This is a genomic window from Candidatus Accumulibacter contiguus, assembly GCF_012940005.1.
GTDB lineage: Bacteria > Pseudomonadota > Gammaproteobacteria > Burkholderiales > Rhodocyclaceae > Accumulibacter > Accumulibacter contiguus.
The window spans coordinates 21,804-46,420 of sequence record NZ_SPMX01000058.1 but is presented as its reverse complement, the minus strand read 5'-3'; the positions used below and the strand labels follow the sequence as shown (position 1 = coordinate 46,420).

Genomic DNA, 24,617 nt, shown 5'->3' with positions numbered 1-24,617 from the left:
GTATGGCCAGTCCGCCACCCGCAAACGGGAAACAGAACTCCCGATGTTCCCGATCATCGTGTTTCATCGTTCCCAGCATGGCCTGCAGCGTCACATCCACCGCCTCGGGTCGAACGTCATCGCTGATGAAGCCGCAAATCTTCGCCATTCAGTACCTGCCTTATCCTGTTAATATTTGTGCAATCAGGCACTCACCCAAAGTTGCAGCTGCAGTTCGGTGGCGTTGTTGAAGACCTGATCAGCACGCGCCAAAGGGGTCGGAAGCGCAGTCACCGTGTGGCGGCCAAGCGACTTGGCGCCTCTTTGCGTAACACGGGATTATTGGGAATGAGTAGTCCTGGTCCCAAGCCCGAAATACAGGCTACCGTCAACACGGTTTGCAAACCGACTGCGTCGGTACCCATTTCCCTGGACAAATGGAGCCCCATGGAACTTCATCGGTTGCAGTTGATTGACTGCTATGAATTTCAAAGCCTGTGTATTCTATACAAAAAATGGACCCGAGAAGCGCAGCAAGAGGCTGTTTCGATAACGTTCCCATTGACCCCTTGCCCGTGACCCGTGACATACTTCCTCGTCGCAGATACCTCGCCAGAATATTCTAAGGGAATTCACTCCATGGCTGAGTGCGCACAATGTGTTGTCAGAGAGAGGAACGCAAACTGAAAACTTCTGTCATCAACCAGCTTCTGGGTCGGGAATGTGACAATGGCTAGTGACACGCGACAGGTTCTGGACATCGACGGACGCTGGCCAGCGATTTGCGTGGTCGGACCGCTACCGCCGCCGTCCGGTGGCATGGCGGGTCAATGCGACCAGCTCGTCCGCCTGCTGCGGGCCGAGGGCCTGGATGTGGCGCTGGTGCGTACCAATTCACCCTATCGGCCTGAGTGGATTGGCCGCCTGCCCGTGGTGCGCGCGGGCTTTCGTCTTCTGCCATATCTGCTGCATCTCTGGCAGGCCGCCGGGCGAGCAGGGGTGATGCATGTTCTGGCCAATTCCGGCTGGGCATGGCATCTGATTGCAGCTCCGGCAATATGGATCGCGCATCTGCGCAACACTCCCGTGATCATCAACTACCGGGGTGGGTATGCCGACAAGTTCTTGGCGCATGCGCCACGACACGTGCTCCGCATGCTGGCCAAGGTATCCTTGCGAGTCACGCCTTCGGCATTCCTGCAGCGGGTGTTTTCCCGATACGGACTAACTGCCGAAGTAATCCCGAACATCATTGATCTTTCGCGCTTTGCGCCGGTTCCACAGCGATCCTTCGGTGATGCTCCGCATCTGGTGGTCACCCGTAATCTGGAACCCTGGTACGACATGCCGACAGCAATACGTGCCTTCGCGCGTATACTGCCCACCTTTCCGCGGGCCCGGCTGACCGTTGCCGGGAGTGGCCCGGAACTGTTTCGCTTGCAGGCGCTGGTTGCGGAGTTGGGCCTGCAGGAGCGTGTGCGCTTTTCCGGTCGCATTGAAAACTCGGATATCCCGGCACTGTACGCCACTGCGGATTGCCTGCTCAATCCGAGTACCGTAGACAACATGCCGATCTCGATCCTCGAGGCATTTGCAAGTGGTGTTCCGGTAGTGAGTACCTGTGCGGGCGGGATCCCGGACATGATTGAGCAGGGCGTTTCCGGCCTGCTGGTCCCAATCGGTGATCACGAGGCCATGGCACGAGAACTTCTGCGTGTTTTACAGGACGCTTCTCTGGCCGCAGGTCTGAGGCAGGCCGGCCTGAGACAAGCCGAGCGATTTGCTTGGACGCGGGTACGAGCCCAGTGGCTGGACACGTATCGCCGCGTTGCTGGCGAGAGGAGGGAATCTTGAGTTTGCCTCCCCGGATCGTGAAGCAGAGGAAGGAAAGGGCGGCTGGGGACAGTTCTCCCAGCGCCCATCTGGATCATGGGCGGGCCAATGTGGAACGTCAGGCCGTGGCAGAGCCGCGCCCCGACAGGCGTTCGGAAAGCTCGCATGCGTGACTTGCTGGTAGTGAGCATCGTCCTGGCAGTCCTGCCCTTTGTGTTTCGTCATACCTGGGTTGGCGTGATGTTGTGGACGTGGCTCAGTGTGATGAACCCGCACAAGCTGGCTTTTGGCTTTGCCACCGAACTGCCGCTTGCCGCTGCAGCAGCGGGTACGGTGTTGATTTCGTTGCTGACTACGCGCGATAAACTGCGCATGGCGTGGAGTCCGCCGGTGGGCGTGCTGTTTGCGTTTGTCATATGGATATGTCTGACTACTGCTTTCGCATTCGATCCGGCAGGGTCCTGGGTTCAGCTCAACAAAATCTTGAAAATCCAGTTGATGACTGGCATCGCCTTGATGGCCTTGCACGAGCGGAAACATATCGAGCTGTTTCTCTGGGTCAATGTGCTCTCGGTCGGTTTTTTCGGTTTCAAGGGCGGGATTTTTACCATTCTGACTGGGGGATCGCAGAGGGTATGGGGGCCTCCAGGCGGGTTTTTCGAGGACAACAACGCATGTGCTGTCGCCCTAATCATGGTCGTTCCTCTGATGAACTATTTGCGGACGGTTTCCACCCACCCCAAAGTGCGTTTCGGCCTGCTGGTGCTGATGTTGCTGTGCGCGATCGCAGCCTTGGGGACGCAATCGCGGGGAGGGCTCTTGGCGATTTCCGCCATGGGCCTGGTGTTATGGTATCGCGCCGATCGAAAGATGCTGGGTGGCTTGATGATCCTTGCTGTCGCTACTGCGCTGCTTGTTTTCATGCCTGACTCATGGGAACGGCGTATGGCGACGATACAAACGTATGAGCAAGACGAGTCTTCGATGGGACGGCTGGAGGCCTGGCAGACGGCCATCAATGTGGCCAACCATCGACCAACGGGTGCTGGGTTTGCGATGTATGATTGGGCGACCGGCGGGATGTATGCCCAGCCGGGAGTCACCGTGATCCGAGCCGCACACAGTATCTATTTCTCCGTCCTCGGAGAGCATGGCTACATCGGCCTGTCGCTGTTCGTTCTGATCTGGGTGCTGACTCTTCGCGTCGCTGGGCAACTGCGCAAGCAGACCAGAAATCGACCCGAGGTGCTGTGGGTCTATCAACTCGCCGGGATGTGTCAGGTTGCCCTGGTTGGTTACCTTGTCGGAGGGACATTCCTGAGCCTCGCCTATTTTGACTTGCCTTACAATATTCTGGTCGTCCTCGTGGTCACTCAACGCTGGCTGAGGGAAAGTGGATCTCAGGCAGCAGGCGTGTTTGGGTCTGCCAGTTCTTCTCTTTCTGTAGAGACGCAGCAGGCACTGAAATGATCGTGAAAGCACTGGCTCGTGTTCTATCGCCTGGCGGGCAAGGCGGACGCCTGTCGATCCTGATTTTTCATCGCGTTCTCGCGCACCGGGATCCGGTTCTGAACTGGGATCCTGATGCGGCAGAGTTTGAGCAAATCATCAGGTGGCTGAAGGAATGGTTCAATGTGCTTCCTCTCGACCAGGCGATAACTCGCTTGAATGAGCACTCGCTGCCACCGAGGGCTGCAGCGATTACCTTCGATGACGGGTACGCCGATAATTTCACTGTGGCAATGCCGGTTCTCCAGTCGCATGGTTTGACCGCCACCTTCTTTATCGCCACGGGTTATCTCGATGGTGGCCGGATGTGGAATGACTCGATCATCGAGACTGTTCGCCATTGCGGCAAAACGAAGCTTGATCTTTCGGGAGAAGGCCTTGGTGTGCATGAGTTGAACTCCGCTGCCGCCGTTCGTCAGGCGATCATGAGCATCCTGAATGCCGTCAAGTATCGGGAAGCGCCAGAACGCCTCAAGGCAGTCGATTACCTCGCATCAGTGGCCGGCGGCAGCTTGCCATCGGACCTGATGCTGACCTCTCGACAAGTGAAGATGATGCGCCGAGCCGGCATGTCGATTGGGGCGCACACCGTCACGCACCCGATCCTCGCCAGGCAGAAACCCGCCGAGGTCTATACCGAAATGATCGAGAGCAAGCGATTTCTGGAGTCCTTACTGCAGGAGCGAGTGGGTTTGTTTGCCTACCCCAATGGGAAGCCAAGTCTCGATTACAGGGCCGAGGATGTAGAAATCATTCGCAGCCTGGATTTCGACGCCGCACTGACAACCGCTTGGGGAGTTGCCGATGCGGCAAGCGATCGGATGCAACTGCCGCGTTTCACCCCGTGGGATCAGACTCGCTTTCGCTTCGGAGCAAGACTCGTCAAGAATCTGTGGCAAAATCCACGATTGCGATCGGGACAGCTCGCCGATTGAGAATGGAGTCGGGAGAGGATCTTATCGGCTACCAATGCTCATGAGCATCCTTGAACAAGTCTTCCGATATTTCAACAGCAGCACGCTGAGGAATTCCGCCGCATGAATTTGGGAGGACTCATCTGGGACCACTGATCACCGGCTATAGGGGTTGTAATGGATCTAACTGATTATCGAAATACGGATAGAGAGCAAGAAAGAGTCGCTGATCTAATGGGACTGTTGCCAGGCAACATCGCAAATACTCTGGATATCGGTGCGAGAGACGGTTTCCTTTCGAAGCTATTGGCAGAGCGTGGGACTCGGGTCACAGCGCTGGATCTGGAACAACCCCGGATAGACGACGAAAGAATTGAATGCGTGGCTGGCGATGTTACCGGCTTGAGTTTTCCAGATGCCTATTTCGATCTTGTCTTCTGCGCTGAAGTGCTCGAGCACATACCTACGAACTTGCTTGGTAAGGCTTGTAGCGAGTTGAGTCGCACTTCAAACCGGTACGTGCTGATAGGCGTTCCCTACAAACAAGACATCCGGCTTGGTCGTACAACGTGCCATGTCTGTGGCAAGAAAAATCCTCCCTGGGGCCATGTCAACAGATTTGACGAAAGTCGATTGCGAAGCCTGTTCCCAGAGTGCGAGGTCGCAAAAATGTCCTTTGTCGGGGTAGCTGATACGGATACGAATTTTGTTGCATGCCTACTGATGGACATGGCTGGAAATCCATATGGAACGTACTCGCAAGCTGAACCCTGTGTGCATTGCGGTGCCCCTCTCAAAGAGCCAACTGAGCGGAGCCTGATGCAGAAGATTTTTGCAAGGGCTGCTTTTTACGCAAGGAGCGTGCAGGCTCCATTCCTGAAACAACATCCGAACTGGGTTCATGTCCTGTTTGAAAAACGAAAGCTAGAACAACAGCAACGAATCCGATAGCCAGTCCCGCAAACTGTCGTTACTTTTCCGGACACCCTTTCCGGACACCCCGATCATGAAAAGTCATGACCGTTTCGTCATGTTGATGCTACTCGACTATGTGCGAATGCCAGTCACTGGAGATTGCAAGTGGTGAACCTTCGTACGCAAGTTCTGACGGGACTCAAATGGACCGTATTTGGGCGCCTGGCCTCGCAAGGGTTTACCTGGGCGATAACGATATTTGTCATACGACTCCTCAATCCAGAAGATTATGGACTGATGGCACTGGCGAGCATCTTTAGCACTATGCTCGCGATGATTGCGGAAATCGGGCTCGGACCAGCGCTGGTGCAAAGCAAAGACTTGTCGCTGCTACAGATTCGGCAGATTTTCGGCATTGTCGTTTTGTCCAATAGTGTCGCGTGTCTCTTGATGGAGGTGTTGGTTGCTCCCGTTGCCGCAGGTTTTTTCGGCGATGATCGGCTGCAACTGGTCGTGCAGGTCATTGCGCTGCAATTCCTTCCGGCAGCGTTTGTTGTAGTACCCTCCGCGTTGCTCAACCGGGAAATGAAGTTTCGCGGCAGGGCGATCACCGATCTTGTTTCAGCCATCGGGGGTGCACTAGTCACGCTGGTCATGGCTTATCTGGGGTACGGTGTGTTCGCTTTGGCGTGGGGCAGTGTCTTTCAGACCGTAATCCGGGCAATCGGCCTGAATATTGCCCATCCATTTTCGGGAATGCCTGTCTTCAGATTTTCCGGCTGTGGCAGCATGTTTAATTTCGGATTCAATGTTGCCGGCACCCAGTTGGTCTGGTTATTGTATTCACAGGCGGATGTGTTCATTGTCGGCAAGTTTTTAGGAAAGCACGATTTGGGAGTTTATTCGGTGTCCATGGATCTGGCCTCTTTGCCTGCTTCTCGACTCTCGGCAATCCTGAACCAGATCGTCTACCCATCCTTATCACAGGTTAAACGGGGTGGTGAATCTGTGGGACCCTATCTTCTGAAAGGGATGCGGGGCATCAGCTTCGTATCTTTTCCTGTGATGTGGGGCATGTCCAGTATTTCTCCGGAACTCGTCCAGGCACTACTCGGCGAGAAATGGATGGAAGCTGCCTTCCCTCTTGCCCTGCTATGTCTCATCATGCCGTTGCGTGTTCTGTCGCCGATCATGCATGCCGGCTTGCAGGCTGTAGGGCGTGCAGATGCTAGTTTCAGAATTACCTGCATCACAGCGGCAGTCATGTGCGGCGCATTTGCGCTGGGAACTCAGTTCGGCCTGACAGGCCTGAGTCTGGCATGGCTGCTGACGTTCCCAGCGGTATTCCTTTTCAATCTGCTGAGAGCCTGCAAGTACATGGATCTTACAGGGAAGGAAATAGCGAGCACACTGGCCAGACCAGCTATGGCGTGCGGACTGATGTATGCCTCGGTGGCGCTTGTTCGCCAGATCCTCCCGTGGTCAGCACTTGCCAATCTGATGGTGCTGATTGCCGTCGGGATTATCGCCTATGTGGTTTTTTCTTTCGCGATGAATCGTGCAGGAATAAGCGAAGCCAAGAACTTGTTCCATCGCCGTGCGACCTGAAAAAGGTTTCGCCCCTTTGTAGCTGCGTATTCCACGGCAAACTGGATGTAACCGTTATCCATTGCAGGATCAAGCTACACTTTGCCACTTTTCGAGGGAGAGAAAACAGAATGAATGATTCGTTCACCGTGCGTGGTTTCAATTCGCTGTGATCGAGCAGATCCAGAGTGAAACCCGGCAGACGGTCGATGGCATGCAGGAAGTGACGCCGAAGACCGACCGTGCCCTCACCAAAGTCCATGCGGTCGCCGGGATGCTGCAGTCGATCAGCGGGGAAGCCGCCGAATCGCGCAGCCGTGCCGGCGAAGTGGCGCACGCGACCCACGAGCAGGCGATTGCTGCCAACGATATCGCTCGCAACGTCGAACAGGTATCGCAGATGGCCGAAGAGACGACGGCGATCATGCACGTGAACGCCGACAGCGCCGCCGAACTCGACGCCATGGCCAGCGATTTGCGCGCTCAGCTTGCCTATTTCCGGGTCACGTAGGCGGCGTCCGGCAAGAGTGGAGCAGCGGTGAACGAACGGGAGCGTGCGCATTGCCGGCCTGCCGATGGGCAAAGGGTTCCATGAATTCGATCCAGGTCTGGAATTTCCTGCGGCAATTCTATCCGGTGGCCGCCTTTCTCGGCGGTTTCGTCTGGGATGCGCTGACCATCGGCCAGCGCATCCGGGTCGTCGATTTCTGGCGCCTGGGTGCCTTCCTGTTCGGCGCCGCGCTGCTGACGCTCTGGCTGGCGCGCCGGGAAGAGCGCGGGGTCGCGGCACCGGAGGCCGAGAAGTCGCTGCGCGGCCGCTTCCGCTCGCTCATCTGGCAGGCACCCTATCTCCTGCTGCAGTTCTTTTTCGGTGGGATTTTCTCGGCGCTTTTCATTCTCTACTTCAAGAGTTCCGGACACCTCGGCACCTGGCTCACCGCGGCCTTTCTCGGTGCCCTCCTGATCGGCAACGAGTTTGCCGGCGACCACTACGGGCAGCGCTTCACGCTGACCTGGGCCTTGTTTGCGCTGAATGCGATCCTGCTCTTCAATTTCGCGCTGCCGCATGCCCTGGGCAGCCTGAATCCCCTCTGGTTCTACGCATCGACAGCCGCCGGCCTGCTCCTGACGCTGCTCCTGCGCTGGCTGGCGCCGGGACGACCGGGACGCAGCGGTCCGGCCTGGAGCCTGGCTGCACTGTTGACGCTGGCCTTCAGCCTCGACATGATTGCGCCGGTGCCGCTGGTCAAGCGGCAAATGGCGGTCGGACAGGAGTTCGTGCAGGCGGACGGCAGTTACACGCTGCAAATCGAGCGGGCGGCGTGGTGGCAATGGTGGCGCGATCAGGCGAGCACCGTGCATGTGCCGGAAGGTGGCCGTCTGTACGGCGTATCGGCGGTGTTCGCTCCACTCGGCGTGACGGCGGCCCTCGAACACCGCTGGGAAGTCCATGCAGCCGCTGGCTGGCGGCTGGTCTACCGCCGGCCTTTCCAGAGCACCGGCGGCCGCGATCGCGGCTTTCGTGGCTACTCATGGGTACTCAATCCAGCACCCGGCGACTGGCGTTTCATCGTCGCCACCCAGGACGGCCGGACGATCGACATTCTGCGCGTGACGGTCGAGCGCGGTGCGCCGCCTCGCGAAGAAGTGCGTATCCGGGATTTCAACTGAATCTGCGCCAAGCGCCTGGCGAATGACTCTGGAACCCCGTGTGCTCAGGCCGGCATTCCCCTGCGTTGCCAATGCCGAACCGCGAGGTGTCGAAAAATCTTACATCGTGTTCTTCGCCGTGCCGCGGAATTGCGCGCAAGTTGTTGTAGAAAATAACAATTACCAGAAAGGCGCGTTTCTTGCTTAACATCTGTTGCCGTCCTGAATATTTTGTATCCATTCAACAATCCATTCGTAAGGTATCAACTACGAGACCGGGAGAACCGAACGTGCAACCCCTTGAGAATCCTACCCTGCGTGCCATGGCGGCCAGCTCCGCAATTTTCGCCCTTGTACTGATCCCGGCTGCAGCCGTGGCTGCGCCACTGACGGTCTCCAGCTACTCGATGAACAACGGTGCACACGGCAGCTACAACTATCGCGATTTCACCTATTCGTCCTGCGCCGGCGTTTGTGACACGACCAATGCTCTCCTGAGTGGCGGTACCGGCAAGCTCACCGATGGCGTCTCGCCCGCGCTCAACTGGAATCAGTACGGCGAACAAACTCCCTGGGTAGGCTGGGACCGTAGCCAGGCCTTTGCTCAAAACAACCCGGTGGTGACGTTCGACTTTGGCGGTATGGTCACGATCAACTCGGTTACTGTCTGGGTGGACAACTCGGCAGGCGCGGGTGGCGTCTGGCATCCCTCCTCGATCTCGGTGGATGCGACCAACTATGCGATTGCGCTGGATGGCAATCCGGCACCGCGTGCCTACACGTTCTCGGGACTGAGCATCACCGGGTCGAGTGTGGACCTGCAGTTCTTCCAGCAGGCGGCCTCGGACTACCCCTGGATCATGGTGGGAGAAGTCTCCTTCGATGGCATCGCAGTTCCGGAACCGGCATCTCTCGCACTGCTGGGCACCGGCCTCGCGGGAATGGGTCTGTTTCGTCGACGCCGTACGCCAGCATATCCGTTGCGCGCAGTCTGAACGGATCAATCGGGGCGGCTGCGGGTGCCGCCCTTTCATGATGGGGATTCCTATTTGCAGTGGTCGACTTCGCGCATTGTCAGGGGTTCTTGAAGGATAGGAAATCCAACACCAGCAAACAGAACACCTATTATTTGTGATAGCTGCGTCCGCCGCCGGCGACGCGCGCGGTCTGGGTGGCGGCATCCTGGGCAAAGAGACTCCAGCCCTGATACTGGGCATACGAGAAAAAAAAACAATGCCAGCAGGCCGGCGATCCAGTTGCTCCTGATCATGGCAATCGCACCTCAGTCTGCCTCGCCACCCAGGTCGCTCTCGTTCCAGCGCCGTGCCTCGAAGGAACCCTTGCGCCAACGCGACCACAAGGGGAAGATCACCAGGAAGATCAGCAGCAGCACATAGTTCGACCAGCCCACCGGGTCACGGATGACCTCCAGGGTGTCGACCACTGCCGACACATTGTCTTTCCCGAGTTCGTACTCGATGACCAGGTAGTAGGTGCCTGCCGGCACGGCCGTGAACACCATTTCGTCGGACGCCGAACCCTCGGACCAGCTCTCGCCGTCATCGACGCCCTGGTAGTGGCTGATTTCCTGCATTCCCTGGTAGGCCTCGCCGCTGTTCTTCTCGACCAGGGTGGTGTTCACCGACAGCCAGTTGTTGGCGACATCGGTGCTGTGGCGGACCTGCAGCGCGCGTGCGCGGCTCTTGAGGACAAATTCCTGGCTGCTCAGCGTCGCCTCTTCGTTCTGTGGCGAAAGCACGATGCGCTGCTTGAGTACCGATTGTGACGCGAAGAACAGCAAGAAAACGAGCTGCACGACGGTCGCTGCCAGCGCCAGTTGCCAGAACAGTCGGCAAGCGCGGCGATGTGTTTCCAGCAGCGGGTTCGGCTGGTTGGCATAGACTCCGATCTGGCGGGGTGGCGGCGCCTTGACGCCGAAAGCAGTACGGATCTCGTCGGCCGGCCGATACTCGGCCTGCGACCAGTTCGCTTCCTTCGCCGTCACCTCGCGCGACAACATTCGCGGCGGACAGACATAATCGTCGACGGTACAGGTCTCACCGACGGCAACCCGCCAGTAGAACTCGCCGACGACATAGATCACTTCGGCCGAGCCATGGTTGTAGCGCTTGAACTCGTTCCCTTGATACTTGAACTTCGTCTGCCCGCTGCCGACCGAGGGTGGGTTGGAAAGTGTGCGCGCATAGTTCCAGTGTCCCTGATCTTCGATCAGCCAGGCGAAACCCTGCTGCCCGTCGAACAACAGGTATTCCGACCACACCGCATCGCTGCCCTGCGAGCTGCTGCTGCGGCGCATGAAACCGATCACTTCCCATTCGCTGTCGCCCAGCTTGCCCCGGCTTCCGAGCGGCAGCCAGGGCACTTCGCGCAGCGCCTGCGCGGCCTTGGCCAGGAGTTTGAAGTTTTCGTTGTCGACGCCGATGATCGATCCACAACTGTCGCAGGCGACGCTTTCGATGGCTGGCGAATGGATGCACAGTGGCGCCGCACAGTGCGGGCAATTGAAGGCGCGCGCAGCGACCTGTGGCGCAGCGCCGGCAGCCTGATCGTCCGGCTCCTTGAGGTTTGCGAGCTGGAGATCGGCAAAGGCAACGGCCTGGCCGACGAAGACCAGTGGCGGGGTCTCGCTGTAGTCGATGGTCAGGAAGCGATTGTTCCCGCGCAGGTCGGCGCTATGGACATCGTAGCCGGCAGCGACCTTGAACGGCAGCTCGCCCTGCCCGGAGATGCAGCGGGCAGTGACGAGATTGCTGACGGTGAAGGTGCGTCCGTCGAGGATGACCGGCATCTCCGGCACCAGTGCCGCGAATGCCGGCAGCGGGTCGCTGACCGCGACCTGCGCGCTGACCAGCCACTCGCCGGCGGCTTCGGCCAGCCATGCCGTGCGCCCGTCGTCGAAGAGGAGGTGCCATTCGTTCCAGATCCCGGCTTCGTATTGCAACTGGATGCGGCCGATGACCGTGAACGGGTGCTTGCGGAAAGTGCCGGTGCTGCCGATCTGGATCGGCGAGCGATCTTCGAGCAGTTCGGCCATGCGGCCGAGGTTCTGCAGATCCTCGCCGCTGCGCAGCAGGGTACTGCGACAGAACTCACAGACGACATAGATCGAGGTCGCCGACCGGAAAGCGACCGGTGCACCGCAGGACGGGCAGCGGGCGGTCTTCATGAGCGAACGGCCGGCACCTGCTCCTAGCCGGCGCTCACACCAGCTTGCCGAGCAATTCGGCCTTCTTGGCGTCGAACTCGGCCTGTGAAAGGATTCCCTTGGCGACCAGGCCATGCAGCTTTTCGAGCGTCGCGACGAGTTCGTCGGCATTGCCGGCAGCGCTTGCCGATGCTGCCGGCTGCACCGCCGGCGCGGTCCCGGCCGGCATGGTCTGCGCCATCACCGCCGTCATCGTCTGGCCGATGCCGAGTCCGGCACCGAGACCGGCACCGATGCCGGCAATGCCTCCCTCGTTCTGCGCCGCCAGCGGAATGCTGTTGGCCACCTGGTATTGCGTGTAGCGCCCAAGGTCGCCGAGCATGTTCATGCCGATGCGGCTGTCGAGGATCTTCTGCAGTTCCTCGGGCAGCGATACATTCTGGACGACAAAGCTGTCGAGCGTCAGCCCGTAGCGTTCGAAAACGCTTGCCAGCTTGCCCTTGAGGGTCCGGCTCAGTTCGTCCTGGTTGGCGGCCATGTCGATGAAAGGCAGGCCCGATTCGCCGAACAGGTCGGTCATCGAGCTGATCACCAGATTGCGTAACTGGCCATCGAGGTCGACGACGGTGTATTGCGCACGCGTACCGGAAATCTCGCTGTGAAACTTGCGCACATCGCTCAGCTGGTACGAGTAGATGCCGAAAGCGCGCATCCGCACCATTCCGAAATCCTTGTCGCGAATGGTGATCGGATTCGGCGTTCCCCATTTGCAGTCGAGCTGCAGGCGGGTCGAAAAGAAATAGACGTCCGACTTGAAGGGCGATTCGAAGAGCTTGTCCCAGTTCTTGAGGTTGGTCAGCAGCGGCAGGGTGCTGGTCGTCAATCGGTAGCGACCAGGTCCGAAAACGTCGGCAATCTGCCCTTCATTGACGAAGATGGCCATCTGCGACTCGCGTACCGTCAGCTGCGCCCCATACTGGATTTCGAAGTCCTGCATCGGGTAGCGCATGGCGAGCACGCCATCGCCGTCTTCCGTCCAGTGAATGACATCGACGAACTGTTTCTTGATGAAGTCCATGAGCGCCATGGCAATCTCCTGATCACAAGGTTGGCAAGCCGGCGCTGCGCTGGCGAGCACCGGGGGATGGGGTGGATCGGTCAGTAGGTCATGCAGGCGGCGTTGATCAGGCCGATGCTGAGCGAAACGGCCGCCAGAAATATCGCCGGTGCGATGCGTCCGGCCGGGATGTCCTGATGGAGTTGCGGCAGTGTCAAACGGGCCACCAGATAGGCCAGGATCTGGATGACGCCGGCGATCGCTCCCCAGCAGGCGAGGTCGACCAGGGTATCGCTATGGGCAATGACGTTGGCCACCGGCATCGCGAAACCCAGCAGCGCACCTGCCAGGCTGACCGCTGCCGCGGCGTTGCCGGTGCGAATCAGCGTCACCTCGTGGTACGGCGTGACATTCAGGTAGATCAGCAGGAACAGCGCCAGCAAACCCATTGCCACGGCGAAGTAGGCGAGAAAGGCGGGCAGGGTCGTCAAGAGGTGGGTCGGCATGCGGCGTCTCCTGTCTACAGGCGCAAGGGATCAAAGGGATTCGGCATAGCGCACCAGTCCGCTGAGGATCAGATGGTCGATCAACTGGAAGGGGATACACAGGTGTGCTGCGAGACGCGCGGCGGCGCCACCGGTCAACAGGCAGCGGGCGCCGGGCTCGGTGGCGATTGCCGAAAACATCCGCTCGACGGCGCCGAGCTGCGCCTGCAGGCAGCCGCTGACGATGGCGTCCATGGTGTTGCGTGGCTCGCTGCGAAAAACGCCATCGGCGAGCGGCAACTGCGCGGTGTTGCTCGCCAGCGCCGCCCGCATCAGGTCGTAACCCGGCAGGATCAGCCCGCCGCGAAACACTCCGGCCGCATCTAGCCGGTCGACGGTCGTCGCCGTTCCGGCACAGACCACCAGGCAGGCGCTGCCGAGCAAGGCGCGCGCACCGATCAGCGCCGCCCAGCGGTCGGCACCGAGTTGCCGGGGATGTTCGTAAGTATTGCGCACGCCGCAGGCCTCGGCGCTGGCGTGCAGGAACGAGACCTGGGAGTGCCGCCCGGCGAGGAGAGCCGTGATGCTTGTAGCGACCTCGCTGCCGGCGACGTTGCAGATCACCACCCGCGCCACCGGCCATTCGTCGGCGGCCTCGCTCAACCAGGCGACATCGGCGGTCGCCAGCGCGCCGTTGTCCAGCCACCGGCTGCCGTCATGGACGCCCCATTTGATGCGGCTATTGCCGGCGTCGATGGCGATGTTCATGCCACCTGCAGCGACAGATCGCCGGACAGGCAGCGCTCGACTCCGTTCGCCGTCAGTAGCAGGAGTGCGCCGTCGGCATCGGCGCCGAGACAGATCCCCTCGCGGTCCAGCAGCCCGCCGTTGAGCAGACGCACCTGACGATCCTGCCAGACATGACGCGCCTGCCATTCGCTGCGCAGCGCGGGGAAACCCGTCGCGGAAAAGTCGTCGAGAACGGCGGCAAGATCGAGCAGCAATTGCGCCAGCAATTGGTGGCGCTCGGGCACCGGCGACAAGCGCTGTGCCAGTGCTGCCGGGCGATGCAGGAATTCCTGCAGTTCCTCTGCGCCGACGGCAGGCATTTGCAGATTGAGGCCGATGCCGATCACCGCCAGCATGCCTCCCGGCGTGGCCTCCAGTTCGATCAGGATGCCGCCGACCTTACCGCCGTCGAGGAGGATGTCGTTTGGCCATTTCAGTCCGACACCGGCGACGCCACAGGCTTCGAGCGAACGTGCGACAGCGACGCCAACCGCCAGCGACAGTCCCGCCAGCCGCGCCATGTCCCCGGGGATATGCCACAAAAGAGAGAAGGTCAGACCGGCTTCCGGAGACGACAGCCAGCTACGACCGCGGCGACCACGTCCGGCCGTCTGCTGATCGGCAACCAGCAGCGCACCACTGGGGGCTCCTTGACGGGCGCGTTCGAGCAGCAAAGTACTGGTCGAGCTGCACTCGCGCAGTGTCTCGACCGTGAAGCGGCACTGCGCCGGGCCGAGCAGCAGACTCAGGCGGGCAGCATCGATCTGGCAAGGGCGGCAGGCATGGTCCATGGTTTCGTCATCACAGGCAAGGCCGCCATTATCGCCGATTATCGTGCGGATGAACCTTCCCGATCTTCGCTCGCGCCGCTGCTGTCGAGGCCAAGTTCCTGAATCTTGCGGGTGATGGTATTACGGCCGATGCCGAGTGCCTGCGCGGCCTCGATTCGCCGCCCACCGGTATGGGCCAGCGCACGGTTGATCAGGACACGTTCGAAAGCGTGCGTCAACTTCATATGTACCTGCCCCGGGTCGCTGCCCAACAGGCGTTCAACCTCGTTCGCCAGCGCACTTTCCCAGTCGTTGGCCGGCGTCGCCGGCACGGCCTCACGCAGTTCTGGCGGCAGATCGGCAAGTTCCAGGAGTTGCCCCGGCGCCATCACCGTGAGCCAGTGACAGAGATTCTCGAGTTGCCGCACGTTCCCCGAAAAATCGAGCGAACACAGATGCTTCAGGGCAGCATCCGAAAAGCGCTTGCCTTCAACGCCGAGTTCCTGCGCGCTCCGGTGCAGAAAGTGGCGCGCCAGGATCGGAATGTCTTCGCGTCGTTCGCGCAGGCTCGGCAGGCGCACGCGGATCACGTTCAGGCGGTGAAAGAGATCCTCGCGAAAAAGTCCCTGGCTGACTCTCGCTTCGAGGTTCTGATGCGTCGCGGCAATGATGCGAACCCTGGTTTTCAACGGCGAATGGCCACCGACTCGATAGTAATGTCCGTCCGACAGCACGCGCAACAGCCGTGTCTGCAATTCTGCTGGCATGTCACCGATTTCATCGAGGAACAGCGTCCCCCCTTCGGCCTGCTCGAAACGGCCCTGTCGCTGCGCCGCCGCACCAGTAAAGGCGCCGCGTTCATGACCGAAGAGTTCGGATTCGAGCAGGTCGCGGGGAATCGCCGCGGTATTGATGGCGATGAAGGGCTTGTCGGCACGCGGACTGTGGCGATGCACTGCGCGCGCCACCAGTTCCTTGCCGGAACCCGACTCGCCGGTAATCAGAACGGTCGCGCTCGATTGACTCAGGCGACCAATGGCGCGGAAGACTTCCTGCATCGCCGGTGCCTGGCCGAGAATTTCCGGCGTCAATCCCTCCTCGTTGGGTGCACCACTCTGGTGCATGCTTTCACCAATCGCCCGCCGAATCAGTTCCAGAGCCTGATCGACGTCGAAGGGTTTCGGCAGGTATTCGAAAGCCCCCCCCTGAAACGCCGACACCGCACTCTCCAGGTCGGAGTAAGCGGTCATGATGATCACTGGCAGAGTCGGGAAGCGTTCCTTGAACAACTGCAACAATTCCAGTCCCGACTGACCCGGCATGCGGATGTCGGAAACCAGCACCTGTGGTGCTTCGCCGCCGGCGTCTAGTTGCGCCAGCGCTTCAGTCGCCGAGGCAAAGCTCTGGAAAGCGATTTTTTCACGCGCCAGGGTCTTCTCGAGAACCCAGCGAATTGATTTATCGTCGTCAACGATCCAGACCGGTTTCATCGATTCCTCAGGCAGCTTGTCAATTATCATTGCTTGCTAGCAAGAAACCTGCCAGCCGGTTCAGACGAGCGGCAGGCGAATCGTGAAACAGGTATGGCCCGGCTTGCTTTCACAATCAATCGTCCCCTGGTGTTGTTGCACAAAACTCTGCGCCAGTGTCAGCCCGAGGCCGCTACCGCCCTCGCGACCGGAAACCAGCGGATAGAACATACGTTCGCGAATGTCCTCGGAAATCCCCGGGCCATCGTCGACCACCTGCACTTCGAGTGCCAGCCGGTATCTGCGCTTGAACAAAGTGACCTGGCGCGCGGCACGGGTACGCAGCGTGATCTGCCCCGGTGCGGCGACACTCCCGTCCGCTTGCCGGCGAATTGCCTGCGCTGCATTCCTGGCGATGTTCAGGAAGACCTGGATCAATTGTTCCCGATCACCGACCAGTTCCGGCAGGCTGGTATCGTAGTCGCGACAAACGCTCAGGATGGTCGGAAATTCGGCAGTCAACAGGCTGCGCACACGTTCCAGGATTTCATGAATGTTCACCGGTCCCGGCTGCATCGGGCGATGCGGCGACAGCAGGCGCCGCATCAGATCCTGCAGGCGGTCGGCCTCCTTGATGATCACCTGTGTGTACTCGCGCAGACCCGGATTGTTGAGTTCGCGCTCCAGCAGTTGCGCCGCACCACGGATACCGCCGAGCGGGTTCTTGATTTCGTGCACCAGGTTGCGTATCAACTCGCGATTGGCATGCTGCTGCTCGACCAGGCGCTCTTCCCGCGTCGCTCGCAACTGTTGATCGATTGGCCACAATTCGACCAGGAGGCTGGCTTCCGGGGAATCGACCGGGTTGACCGTGCAGTTCAGTTGCAAGACCTCGCCACCCACCAGCCGCAAGCCGATTTTCTGCCCGGTGTAGCCCCAGCCCTGGTTGAGAACGCTGTCGAGCGCTGCCAGCAGTTTCGGCGGGCACTCCATGACGTTTTCCAGCGGACAGCCGGCAAAGACCTTGTTACTGATCGCCAGCAGGTTCTCGGCTGCCGGATTCAGGTAGCGGATGGCCAGGCTCGCGTCGAGCAGCACCACCGCCGACGACAGCAGATCCAGCCCGGCAAAGGGATGTCCCTGAATTTCAGGCATCGGCATGGAGGGGCGGCAACAGACCCTGACGATCAGCGCAGATTGGTGATTTCTTTCTGGATGGCCTCGACATTGCGCTGGTGCAAGGCAACCTTGTCCTTGTAGGCCTGCAGCCGTTCCTGCACCTTGCCACCACTGATCGCCCCACCCTGCATGCGTTCACTCGGCAGAATGATGCCTTCCTGTTCGGCAAGGTCCTTCTTCGCCTGTTCGGCATTCTTCAGCTCTGCCGCCAGTTCATTCTCGAGGATGCGTCGACGATCGCCGTCGCGCGACTTCTGCGTCTGCTCGTCCACCTTCGGGAAATTGCCTGGCGTCGGCGTTTTCGCTGCCGCAGCCGGCGGCCTGGCCGCCGGAGCCGGCGCCAGGTTGACCGGATCGAGGACGAGTTTCCGGCAACTCCTGGTCGGCACGTTCGAGTAGGTGACCCGCCCGTCGGGATCGGCACATTTGTAGATGTCCTGCGCATACGCCGACACTGTCGTGAGCAGTGCAATCGAAAGACACAGGGCTGGCAGTTTCATCGTCGTCGTATTCCTTTGTCGCAGCCAGCCCTCGCGAAGGAAAACTGGCAAGCCTCATCCTGAACATCAGGCGACGGCAAGAGATGGATCGAGCCAATATTAACGCGGTGGGCGGACGATCGGTAGACAAAAAAAGGACGGGCAAGCCCGTCCTCCTCCCTGCACTGCCCGATCAGCAGCTGTAGTACAGTTCGAATTCGACCGGGTGAGTGGTCATGCGCACCTTGTTGACCTCGTCCATCTTGAGTTCGATAAAGGCGCTGATCCAGTCATCGGAAAAGACTCCGCCACGGGTCAGGAATTCACGATCCTTGTCCAGCGATTCGAGCGCTTCTTCCAGGCTGGCGCAAACGGTCGGGATCTTGGCATCCTCTTCGGGCGGCAGATCGTAGAGGTTCTTGTCTGCCGGATCGCCAGGGTGAATACGATTCTGAATACCGTCCAGACCGGCCATCAACAAGGCGGAAAAGCACAGATAGGGGTTGGCGATCGGGTCCGGAAAGCGGGTCTCGATACGTCTGGCCTTGTCGGAGGCCACATGCGGCACGCGGATCGAAGCCGAACGGTTCTTGGCCGAGTAAGCCAGCTTGACTGGCGCTTCGTAGTGCGGCACCAGGCGCTTGTACGAATTGGTACCGGGGTTGGTGATCGCGTTCAGTGCCTTGGCGTGCTTGACGATGCCGCCGATGTAGAACAGCGCCATTTCCGACAGACCGGCGTAACCGTTGCCGGCAAACAGGTTCTTGCCATCCTTCCAGATCGACTGATGGACATGCATGCCCGAACCATTGTCGCCAACGATTGGCTTCGGCATGAAGGTCGCGGTCTTGCCGTACTGATGCGCGACATTATGAACCACGTACTTGAGTACCTGCGTCCAGTCGGCGCGCTTGACCAGCGTGCTGAACAGGGTGCCGATCTCGCACTGGCCGGCGGTCGCGACTTCGTGGTGATGCACTTCAACCGGCACCCCGACCGACTCGAGCGTCAGCACCATCGCCGAACGGATGTCGTGCAGACTGTCGACCGGTGGCACCGGAAAATAGCCGCCCTTGATCCCGGGACGGTGACCCGTGCCGCCCTCACTCTCGCTCTTTTCGCCACTCGTCCAAGCCGCTTCCTGCGAGAAAATCTTCAGGGTGCAACCGGACATGTCGACGCTCCACGATACCGAATCGAAAATGAAGAACTCGGGTTCGGGTCCGAAGTAGGCGGTGTCACCAATGCCGCTGGACTTGAGATAGGCTTCGGCGCGCTTGGCAATCGAACGTGGGTCGCGGTCGTAACCGCGGCCGTCCGCCGGATCGACCACGTCGCAGGTGATGACCACGGTGGTCTCATCGAAAAAGGGGTCGACATAAGCGGTGCTCGGATCGGGCATCAACTGCATGTCCGAAGCCTGAATCCCTTTCCAGCCAGCGATTGACGAACCATCGAAAGCGTGGCCGTTCTCGAACTTGTCCTCGCCAAAAGCGCTGACCGGCACCGTCACGTGCTGCTCCTTGCCACGCGTATCGGTGAAGCGGAAGTCAACGAACTTCGCCTCGTTTTCCTTGACCATGTTGATTACATCTTGCGGGCTTGCCATTGCAAAATCTCCTGAAGAGGTGCCGGGCTCGCCGGCGATAGTAGAAAAATAGGGGTGCGGGGGGGATTAGCAGAAAAACGTGCCAATCACTGTCCCGGTGGATTTTCATTGTGCCACAAGGTTCTGGCGCGTTCTTGAGGTTTTTTCATTGCACCACGGCGGTGCGCCAAATCGATCCACGCACTGCAACGGTGCGTTACAGAAGAAAGCAGCCCGCCCTGCGAACGATTCAAGTGATTTATACTCCGAGCTTTATCGGGCGTCTTGTCGGGCGTCCTTCAACAGATACTTTAGCGGACACCATGGGAAAATTGACCGATCTGCTGCAACTCGCCCACGAACGCGGGCGCGAACTTGGCCTCCCGTACGCGGGTGCACTGACGCCGGAGGAGGCGTACAAGGTCTGGCAACTGGCGCCCGGCGCCAAACTGGTCGACGTGCGCACGCGTGCCGAATGGGATTGGGTCGGACGCATCCCCGGCGCCGTCGAGATCGAGTGGATGAGCTACCCCGAGAACCGGCCCAACAGTCATTTCCTGGCGCAACTGACGCAGCAGACCGATCGCGAAGCCCTGCTGATGTTCATCTGCCGCAGCGGCGCGCGTTCGCACCAAGCGGCCGCGCTGGTCAGCCAGGCCACGCCGCGCGACTGTTACAATGTGCTCGAGGGCTTCGAGGGGGACAAGGACGCCAGCGGCCAGCGGGGCAAGATCGGCGGCTGGCGTCACGCCGGCCTGCCCTGGCATAGCTGAACGCTGCCAGCTCGGCCTGGCTTTCCTGACATCGATTCGAGTACCACCATCATGCAAAGCGCGACCATCCACTTCGACAAATTCAACCAGTTGCAGGACGATGCCTGTCATCAGCGCATTCGTGCCGCGCGCGCGCGCCTCGGCAAGGAAGTCGTGCTGCTCTGTCACCACTATCAGCGCGCCGATGTTTATCAATACGCCGACCTTACCGGCGACTCGCTGAAACTCTCTCGCCTCGCCTCACAGACCGATTCCCGCTACATCGTTTTCTGCGGCGTGCATTTCATGGCCGAAGTCGCCGACATCATGTCGAAGCCCGAGCAGATCGCCATCCTGCCTGACCTGGCAGCCGGCTGCTCGATGGCCGACATGGCCAATCTGGCCAAGGTCGAACGCTGCTGGCGCGAGCTCGGCGAAGTGCTCGACGTGGATCAACAGGTCACGCCGGTGACCTACATCAACTCGGCGGCCGATCTCAAGGCCTTCTGTGGCGCACGCGGCGGCATCGTGTGCACCTCGTCGAATGCCGGCACGATTGCGGCTTGGGCGTTTGCGCGTCGCGAGAAGATTCTCTTCTTTCCGGACCAGCACCTCGGGCGCTGGACCGGCTTTCAGATGGGTATCGCGCTCGACGAGATGATGGTCTGGGACCCCGATCTCGAAATGGGCGGCCTCACCGCCGAGCAGATCCGGCGAGCAAGACTGCTGCTCTGGAAAGGCCATTGCTCGGTCCATCAGATGTTCCAGCCAGCGCACATCCTGCGTTTTCGCAATCAGCATCCCGACGGCCTGGTCATCGCCCACCCGGAATGCAGCTTCGAGGTCTGCCGGCAATCGGATTTCGTCGGCTCGACCGAACACATCGTGAGAACGGTCAAGGAGGCCCGGCCAAACACGCGCTGGCTGGTCGGCACCGAACTCAATCTGGTCAACCGTCTCGCCGAAGAAGTCCGGCAGGAGGGCAAGATCGTGCAGTTCATGGCGCCGACGGTGTGCATGTGCTCGACGATGCAGCGCATCGACCCGCAGCATCTGGCGTGGACGCTCGAGAACCTGGCCGATGGCCAGGTGGTCAACCAGATCACGGTGCCCGAGCATGAGCGGGCACTCGCCAAGCTGGCGCTGGAAAGAATGCTCGCTGTCTCTTGAGATCTGATCCGGAAACATGCTCGACGACTACCTGAGCCGCTTTCTGCTCGACGATCTCGACATCCTTGGCGCCGTCGTTCGCCTCGGACCGGCGTGGCGGAAAATGATCGAGAATCGCGACTACCCGGCGCCGGTTCGCCGATTGCTCGGGGAAATGAGCGCCACTACTTTGCTGCTCGGCGACAAGCTCAAGCAACCTGGCCGGTTGACGATCCAGATGCGTGGAAACGGCCCGGTGTCGCTGCTGGTCATCGACTGCGACGAGCAGTTGCAGATTCGCGGCATGGCCAGGTGTGCAACACAACCGGAGGAACATTCCGTTCCGGCACTGCTCGGCGACGGCCAGTTGCTGCTCTCGCTCGACATGCCGTCGATGCGTGAGCCCTATCAGAGCATCGTGCCACTCGACGGCGAGAGCATCGCCGAGGTCTTCGAGCACTACCTCGGGCAGTCGGAACAATTGCCTGCGCGCTTCTTTCTGGCTGCTTCTTCCAGCGCGGCGGCCGGACTCTTCTTGCAGAAATTGCCATCTGCCGATCAGCGCGACGCGGACGGCTGGGCGCGCGTCGAGGCGCTGGCAGCCACGGTAAAGACTGCGGAACTCTTGTCGCTGCCTGCCGAGGAACTGCTGCGCCGCCTCTTTCCGGAAGAAACCGTTCGCCTTTTTCCGGCGCGGATCGTCGTCCACAACTGCCCCGAGGACTGGGAAAAAGTGCGTTTCCTGCTACGTTCGCTCGGCCCCGCTGAAGTCTATGCCGTCCTGCGGGAGCATGGCGAAGTGCTCATCAAGGACGACATCTGTAATCGGGAGTACCGTTTCGACGCGCCGGCCATCGACTCCCTCTTCAGCGATGCGTTGCAGACGACGTCACCGACGCTGCATTGACCAATGGAACTCACAGCACCTTGCCAGGATTCATCAAGCCCTGCGGATCGAGGGTGCGCTTGATCGCCCGCATCATCTCGATTTCGACCGGGCTCTTGTAGCGCAGCAGTTCGACGCGCTTCAACTGGCCGATGCCGTGTTCGGCGCTGATGCTGCCGCCGAGTTCATGCACCAGGTCATGGACGATCCGGTTGACTTCGGGCTGCGCAGCCAGGAAAGCCGCGTTCTCACCGGCTGCCGATGTCGACTGGTTGTAGTGCAGATTGCCGTCGCCGATGTGTCCGAAGGTGACGATGCGAATTTCCGGATAAGCCAGCAGAAGCGCCCGGTCGGCGCGCTCGACAAACTCCGGAAGGCGCGAAATCGGTAGAGAAACATCGTGCTTGATGCTCTGGCCTTCGATTTTCTGCGCTTCGCCGATATTCTCGCGCAATGCCCACAGACAGCGGGCCTGCTCGATGCTCTGCGCCAGCAGCGCATCGCCGAGCATGCGCTGGTCGAGCGCAGCGGCGAGAAAGGAGGTCAGCGCTTCGCGTAGCGCCGCCTCATCGCTGCTGCCGGAAAGTTCGATCAACAAATGCCAGGGGCTTGCCGACACACTGGGATGCGCTCCCGGCAGGTGTTTGCGGACCAGATCGAGTGCCTGCTCCGAGACCAGTTCGCAGGCGGTCAACGATGCGCCGAATTGTGCCTGCAGTTCGGCCAGCAAGCGCACCGCCAGCGCCGGCGAAGCGATCGCCAGCCAGGCGGTGGCGGTCGACCGCGGCTTCGGAAAGAGCTTCAACACCGCCGCGGTGATAATCCCCAGCGTTCCCTCGGCGCCGATGAACAGATGCTTCAGGTCGTAACCAGTATTGTCCTTGCGCAGGGCGCGCAGGCCATCCCAGACTTCGCCGCTCGGCAGCACCACTTCAAGGCCCAGCGTCAGCTCGCGGGTGTTGCCGTAGCGGAGCACCTGTACGCCGCCGGCGTTGGTAGACAGATTGCCGCCGAGCTGACAACTGCCCTCGGCCGCCAGTGACAGCGGAAACAGCCGACCTGCCTCGGCTGCCGCCTCCTGCACCGTCTGCAGTACGCAACCGGCCTCGACGGTGATGGTGTTGTTGAGGGTGTCGATCGCGCGCACGCGCCGCATCCGGGAAAGGCTGATCAGCACCGACCGGCCGTCAGACCCCGGCGTCGCCGCCCCGCAAAGACTGGTATTGCCGCCCTGCGGCACCATCGCCACGCCGGCCTCGGCACAGACCCGGACCACCGCCGCCACTGCCGCGGTAGTCGCTGGCCGCACGACGCAGAGCGCCGCACCGCGATAGCGACCCCGCCAGTCGCCGAGGTACGCAGTCATGCTATCAGCGGCAGTCAGCACATTCTCGGCGCCGAGCAGTTCGCTCAGGCTTCTGATCAGATGCGCGTGATTCACGGAGGGCCTGCAGTCGGATTGGGATGATATTGAGGAAGAATGCGTCTATATTAACTGCAGCAAACAGGTTGAGGGAGAACCGATATGAAACTCACGAAACTGACCACCCTTCCCGCAGGCTCTTCGATCCCGATCCACGATCTGGACGAGGACAGGCTTGGCGAACTGCAGACTGCCTTGACCAAGCTTGGCTATCCCTTGGGGGATATCGACGGATTGTATGGGCCGAAAACCCGCAATGCCTGGGCCGAATGCGTGGAAGATTTCAAGCTGGGCGATCCGCTCACGATCGACGCGGGAGATGTTGCAAAGCTGCAAGGGATCCTTGATCAAGTCACGCCAATCGATGCCCAGCATGACTTTTCCACCAAGGAGGGCACGATAGCCGCCATCAAAAGCGAGTGCGCAAACCAGGGTCTCGGCATCAAGACCCAGATCGCCTACGTGCTGGCGACAGTCGATCACGAAACGGCGCATCGCTTCCAGCCGGTCAGCGAGGCATTCTGGCTCAAGGACCCGGATACCTACCTCAGAACACACCTTCCCTCGTCAAGATATTATCCTTATTATGGTCGCGGTTATGTACAGCTGACCTGGAAGAATAACTACGAAAAATACGCTCAGTTGTTGGGTCTGGATCTGGTCAATCACCCGCAATTGGCCTCAAAACCTGAAGTCGCCCTGTTCGTTCTGGTGCACGGATTCAAGACCGGGACATTCTCCGGGCGGAAGCTCTCGGATTACGTCGATATCCATAAAACGGATTTCGTCAATGCTCGCCGCTGCATCAACGGACTGGACAAGGCGCAGGCGATCGCGGAAATGGCAAGGAGCTATCTCGCCACGCTCTGATCCATTATTCTCCGCCACAAGCACCAGAGCGGGCGGCTGACGGCTGGGCCGGAAGCCCCGGGTCTGCCCGAGCTGTTGCGACAGCCGGTTAGGGCAGAACCCTGGGGGAATGCTTGCTCTGCAAGAAACGAAAGCCATGCCTGCCCAATGGCTGTGGCGTGCTGATTC

At 60.1% G+C, this 24,617-nt stretch carries 22 protein-coding genes; 12 read left to right on the top strand and 10 right to left on the bottom strand.

All coding sequences use genetic code 11. The annotated features are described in order from the left end of the window. The first annotated feature begins 708 nt into the window (after positions 1-708). The 8 genes from E4Q08_RS17865 (at position 709) to E4Q08_RS24995 (ending at position 9,382) form a co-directional block, all read left to right on the top strand. A complete protein-coding gene (locus E4Q08_RS17865; protein WP_169071353.1) occupies positions 709-1,833 on the top strand; it encodes a glycosyltransferase family 4 protein in 1,125 nt (374 codons plus the stop codon). A gap of 144 nt (positions 1,834-1,977) precedes the next feature. After that, positions 1,978-3,282 carry a putative O-glycosylation ligase, exosortase A system-associated gene (locus E4Q08_RS17860; protein WP_169071352.1) on the top strand — a complete coding sequence of 435 codons (1,305 nt, stop codon included), beginning with the start codon at positions 1,978-1,980 and terminating at the stop codon, positions 3,280-3,282. Beyond that, complete coding sequence (locus E4Q08_RS17855) at positions 3,279-4,256, top strand: polysaccharide deacetylase family protein (RefSeq protein WP_169071351.1); 978 nt, start codon at positions 3,279-3,281, stop codon at positions 4,254-4,256. Before E4Q08_RS17860 ends, E4Q08_RS17855 begins: the two co-directional genes overlap by 4 nt. Positions 4,257-4,412: 156 nt before the next feature. Then, complete coding sequence (locus E4Q08_RS17850) at positions 4,413-5,186, top strand: class I SAM-dependent methyltransferase (protein ID WP_169071350.1); 774 nt, start codon at positions 4,413-4,415, stop codon at positions 5,184-5,186. 132 nt (positions 5,187-5,318) lie between these two features. Next, positions 5,319-6,758, top strand: a complete 1,440-nt coding sequence (locus tag E4Q08_RS17845) for a lipopolysaccharide biosynthesis protein (protein ID WP_169071349.1) — start codon at positions 5,319-5,321, stop codon at positions 6,756-6,758. A 148-nt stretch (positions 6,759-6,906) separates the two neighbouring features. Continuing rightward, positions 6,907-7,248, top strand: coding sequence for a methyl-accepting chemotaxis protein (locus E4Q08_RS17840; protein ID WP_169071348.1), 342 nt, complete (start codon positions 6,907-6,909; stop codon positions 7,246-7,248). Between the two features lie 80 nt (positions 7,249-7,328). Then, entirely contained in the window at positions 7,329-8,408 is a 1,080-nt protein-coding gene (locus E4Q08_RS17835; RefSeq protein ID WP_169071347.1) for an MFS transporter, read from the top strand. 269 nt (positions 8,409-8,677) lie between these two features. Further along, on the top strand, positions 8,678-9,382 hold the full coding sequence (locus E4Q08_RS24995) for a PEP-CTERM sorting domain-containing protein (RefSeq protein ID WP_308240166.1): 705 nt from the start codon (positions 8,678-8,680) through the stop codon (positions 9,380-9,382). 287 nt (positions 9,383-9,669) lie between these two features. On the opposite strand, the gene E4Q08_RS17825 is transcribed toward E4Q08_RS24995, so the two are convergent. The 9 genes from E4Q08_RS17825 to glnA all read right to left on the bottom strand — a co-directional run bounded on the left by E4Q08_RS17825 (position 9,670) and on the right by glnA (position 19,390). Then, positions 9,670-11,574: a DUF4178 domain-containing protein gene (locus tag E4Q08_RS17825; RefSeq protein WP_169071346.1), complete on the bottom strand. Its 1,905-nt coding sequence runs from the start codon at positions 11,572-11,574 to the stop codon at positions 9,670-9,672. Positions 11,575-11,608: 34 nt separating this feature from the next. Then, positions 11,609-12,640 (bottom strand): SPFH domain-containing protein, encoded by a 1,032-nt coding sequence (locus tag E4Q08_RS17820; RefSeq protein ID WP_169071345.1) that lies wholly within the window; start codon positions 12,638-12,640, stop codon positions 11,609-11,611. 71 nt (positions 12,641-12,711) lie between these two features. Then, positions 12,712-13,116: a DUF350 domain-containing protein gene (locus E4Q08_RS17815; RefSeq protein WP_211203478.1), complete on the bottom strand. Its 405-nt coding sequence runs from the start codon at positions 13,114-13,116 to the stop codon at positions 12,712-12,714. A gap of 30 nt (positions 13,117-13,146) precedes the next feature. Further along, positions 13,147-13,863: a type III pantothenate kinase gene (locus tag E4Q08_RS17810; protein WP_169071344.1), complete on the bottom strand. Its 717-nt coding sequence runs from the start codon at positions 13,861-13,863 to the stop codon at positions 13,147-13,149. Then, positions 13,860-14,675: a biotin--[acetyl-CoA-carboxylase] ligase gene (locus E4Q08_RS17805; protein WP_169071343.1), complete on the bottom strand. Its 816-nt coding sequence runs from the start codon at positions 14,673-14,675 to the stop codon at positions 13,860-13,862. The genes E4Q08_RS17810 and E4Q08_RS17805 overlap by 4 nt, the downstream gene beginning before the upstream one ends. A gap of 38 nt (positions 14,676-14,713) precedes the next feature. Beyond that, complete coding sequence (gene ntrC / locus E4Q08_RS17800; RefSeq protein WP_169071342.1) at positions 14,714-16,144, bottom strand: nitrogen regulation protein NR(I); 1,431 nt, start codon at positions 16,142-16,144, stop codon at positions 14,714-14,716. A gap of 60 nt (positions 16,145-16,204) precedes the next feature. Then, complete coding sequence (gene glnL, locus E4Q08_RS17795; RefSeq protein WP_372703798.1) at positions 16,205-17,284, bottom strand: nitrogen regulation protein NR(II); 1,080 nt, start codon at positions 17,282-17,284, stop codon at positions 16,205-16,207. Positions 17,285-17,310: 26 nt separating this feature from the next. Continuing rightward, positions 17,311-17,802: a DUF4124 domain-containing protein gene (locus E4Q08_RS17790; protein ID WP_034914681.1), complete on the bottom strand. Its 492-nt coding sequence runs from the start codon at positions 17,800-17,802 to the stop codon at positions 17,311-17,313. A gap of 172 nt (positions 17,803-17,974) precedes the next feature. Further along, on the bottom strand, positions 17,975-19,390 hold the full coding sequence (gene glnA / locus E4Q08_RS17785) for a type I glutamate--ammonia ligase (RefSeq protein WP_169071341.1): 1,416 nt from the start codon (positions 19,388-19,390) through the stop codon (positions 17,975-17,977). Between the two features lie 302 nt (positions 19,391-19,692). Between glnA and E4Q08_RS17780 the strand changes: the two genes are divergently transcribed. The 3 genes from E4Q08_RS17780 to hslO are packed head-to-tail and all read left to right on the top strand — an operon-like array spanning position 19,693 to position 22,177. After that, positions 19,693-20,142 (top strand): rhodanese-like domain-containing protein, encoded by a 450-nt coding sequence (locus E4Q08_RS17780; protein WP_169071340.1) that lies wholly within the window; start codon positions 19,693-19,695, stop codon positions 20,140-20,142. Positions 20,143-20,193: 51 nt separating this feature from the next. Then, positions 20,194-21,291: a quinolinate synthase NadA gene (nadA, locus tag E4Q08_RS17775; RefSeq protein ID WP_169071339.1), complete on the top strand. Its 1,098-nt coding sequence runs from the start codon at positions 20,194-20,196 to the stop codon at positions 21,289-21,291. Between the two features lie 16 nt (positions 21,292-21,307). Then, positions 21,308-22,177: an Hsp33 family molecular chaperone HslO gene (hslO, locus tag E4Q08_RS17770; protein WP_034912931.1), complete on the top strand. Its 870-nt coding sequence runs from the start codon at positions 21,308-21,310 to the stop codon at positions 22,175-22,177. Between the two features lie 10 nt (positions 22,178-22,187). On the opposite strand, the gene E4Q08_RS17765 is transcribed toward hslO, so the two are convergent. Then, the gene (locus E4Q08_RS17765; RefSeq protein ID WP_308240165.1) at positions 22,188-23,597 is read right to left on the bottom strand and encodes an FAD-binding oxidoreductase; all 1,410 of its coding nucleotides are present in this window, start codon (positions 23,595-23,597) and stop codon (positions 22,188-22,190) included. An 84-nt stretch (positions 23,598-23,681) separates the two neighbouring features. Between E4Q08_RS17765 and E4Q08_RS17760 the strand changes: the two genes are divergently transcribed. Then, positions 23,682-24,449 carry a glycoside hydrolase family 19 protein gene (locus E4Q08_RS17760; RefSeq protein ID WP_034912933.1) on the top strand — a complete coding sequence of 256 codons (768 nt, stop codon included), beginning with the start codon at positions 23,682-23,684 and terminating at the stop codon, positions 24,447-24,449. The last annotated feature ends 168 nt before the right edge of the window (positions 24,450-24,617 follow it).

What these genes read in the sequence shown, in the direction of transcription:
- glnL (WP_372703798.1), bottom strand. Translation starts at nt 17,284, where the DNA reads ATGCCGATGCCTGAAATTCAGGGACATCCCTTTGCCGGGCTGGATCTG.
- glnA (WP_169071341.1), bottom strand. Translation starts at nt 19,390, where the DNA reads ATGGCAAGCCCGCAAGATGTAATCAACATGGTCAAGGAAAACGAGGCG.
- E4Q08_RS17780 (WP_169071340.1), top strand. Translation starts at nt 19,693, where the DNA reads ATGGGAAAATTGACCGATCTGCTGCAACTCGCCCACGAACGCGGGCGC.
- E4Q08_RS17815 (WP_211203478.1), bottom strand. Translation starts at nt 13,116, where the DNA reads ATGCCGACCCACCTCTTGACGACCCTGCCCGCCTTTCTCGCCTACTTC.
- hslO (WP_034912931.1), top strand. Translation starts at nt 21,308, where the DNA reads ATGCTCGACGACTACCTGAGCCGCTTTCTGCTCGACGATCTCGACATC.
- E4Q08_RS17760 (WP_034912933.1), top strand. Translation starts at nt 23,682, where the DNA reads ATGAAACTCACGAAACTGACCACCCTTCCCGCAGGCTCTTCGATCCCG.
- nadA (WP_169071339.1), top strand. Translation starts at nt 20,194, where the DNA reads ATGCAAAGCGCGACCATCCACTTCGACAAATTCAACCAGTTGCAGGAC.
- E4Q08_RS17790 (WP_034914681.1), bottom strand. Translation starts at nt 17,802, where the DNA reads ATGAAACTGCCAGCCCTGTGTCTTTCGATTGCACTGCTCACGACAGTG.
- E4Q08_RS17820 (WP_169071345.1), bottom strand. Translation starts at nt 12,640, where the DNA reads ATGGCGCTCATGGACTTCATCAAGAAACAGTTCGTCGATGTCATTCAC.
- ntrC (WP_169071342.1), bottom strand. Translation starts at nt 16,144, where the DNA reads ATGAAACCGGTCTGGATCGTTGACGACGATAAATCAATTCGCTGGGTT.
- E4Q08_RS17825 (WP_169071346.1), bottom strand. Translation starts at nt 11,574, where the DNA reads ATGAAGACCGCCCGCTGCCCGTCCTGCGGTGCACCGGTCGCTTTCCGG.
- E4Q08_RS17805 (WP_169071343.1), bottom strand. Translation starts at nt 14,675, where the DNA reads ATGGACCATGCCTGCCGCCCTTGCCAGATCGATGCTGCCCGCCTGAGT.
- E4Q08_RS17835 (WP_169071347.1), top strand. Translation starts at nt 7,329, where the DNA reads ATGAATTCGATCCAGGTCTGGAATTTCCTGCGGCAATTCTATCCGGTG.
- E4Q08_RS17860 (WP_169071352.1), top strand. Translation starts at nt 1,978, where the DNA reads ATGCGTGACTTGCTGGTAGTGAGCATCGTCCTGGCAGTCCTGCCCTTT.
- E4Q08_RS17855 (WP_169071351.1), top strand. Translation starts at nt 3,279, where the DNA reads ATGATCGTGAAAGCACTGGCTCGTGTTCTATCGCCTGGCGGGCAAGGC.
- E4Q08_RS17865 (WP_169071353.1), top strand. Translation starts at nt 709, where the DNA reads ATGGCTAGTGACACGCGACAGGTTCTGGACATCGACGGACGCTGGCCA.
- E4Q08_RS17810 (WP_169071344.1), bottom strand. Translation starts at nt 13,863, where the DNA reads ATGAACATCGCCATCGACGCCGGCAATAGCCGCATCAAATGGGGCGTC.
- E4Q08_RS17850 (WP_169071350.1), top strand. Translation starts at nt 4,413, where the DNA reads ATGGATCTAACTGATTATCGAAATACGGATAGAGAGCAAGAAAGAGTC.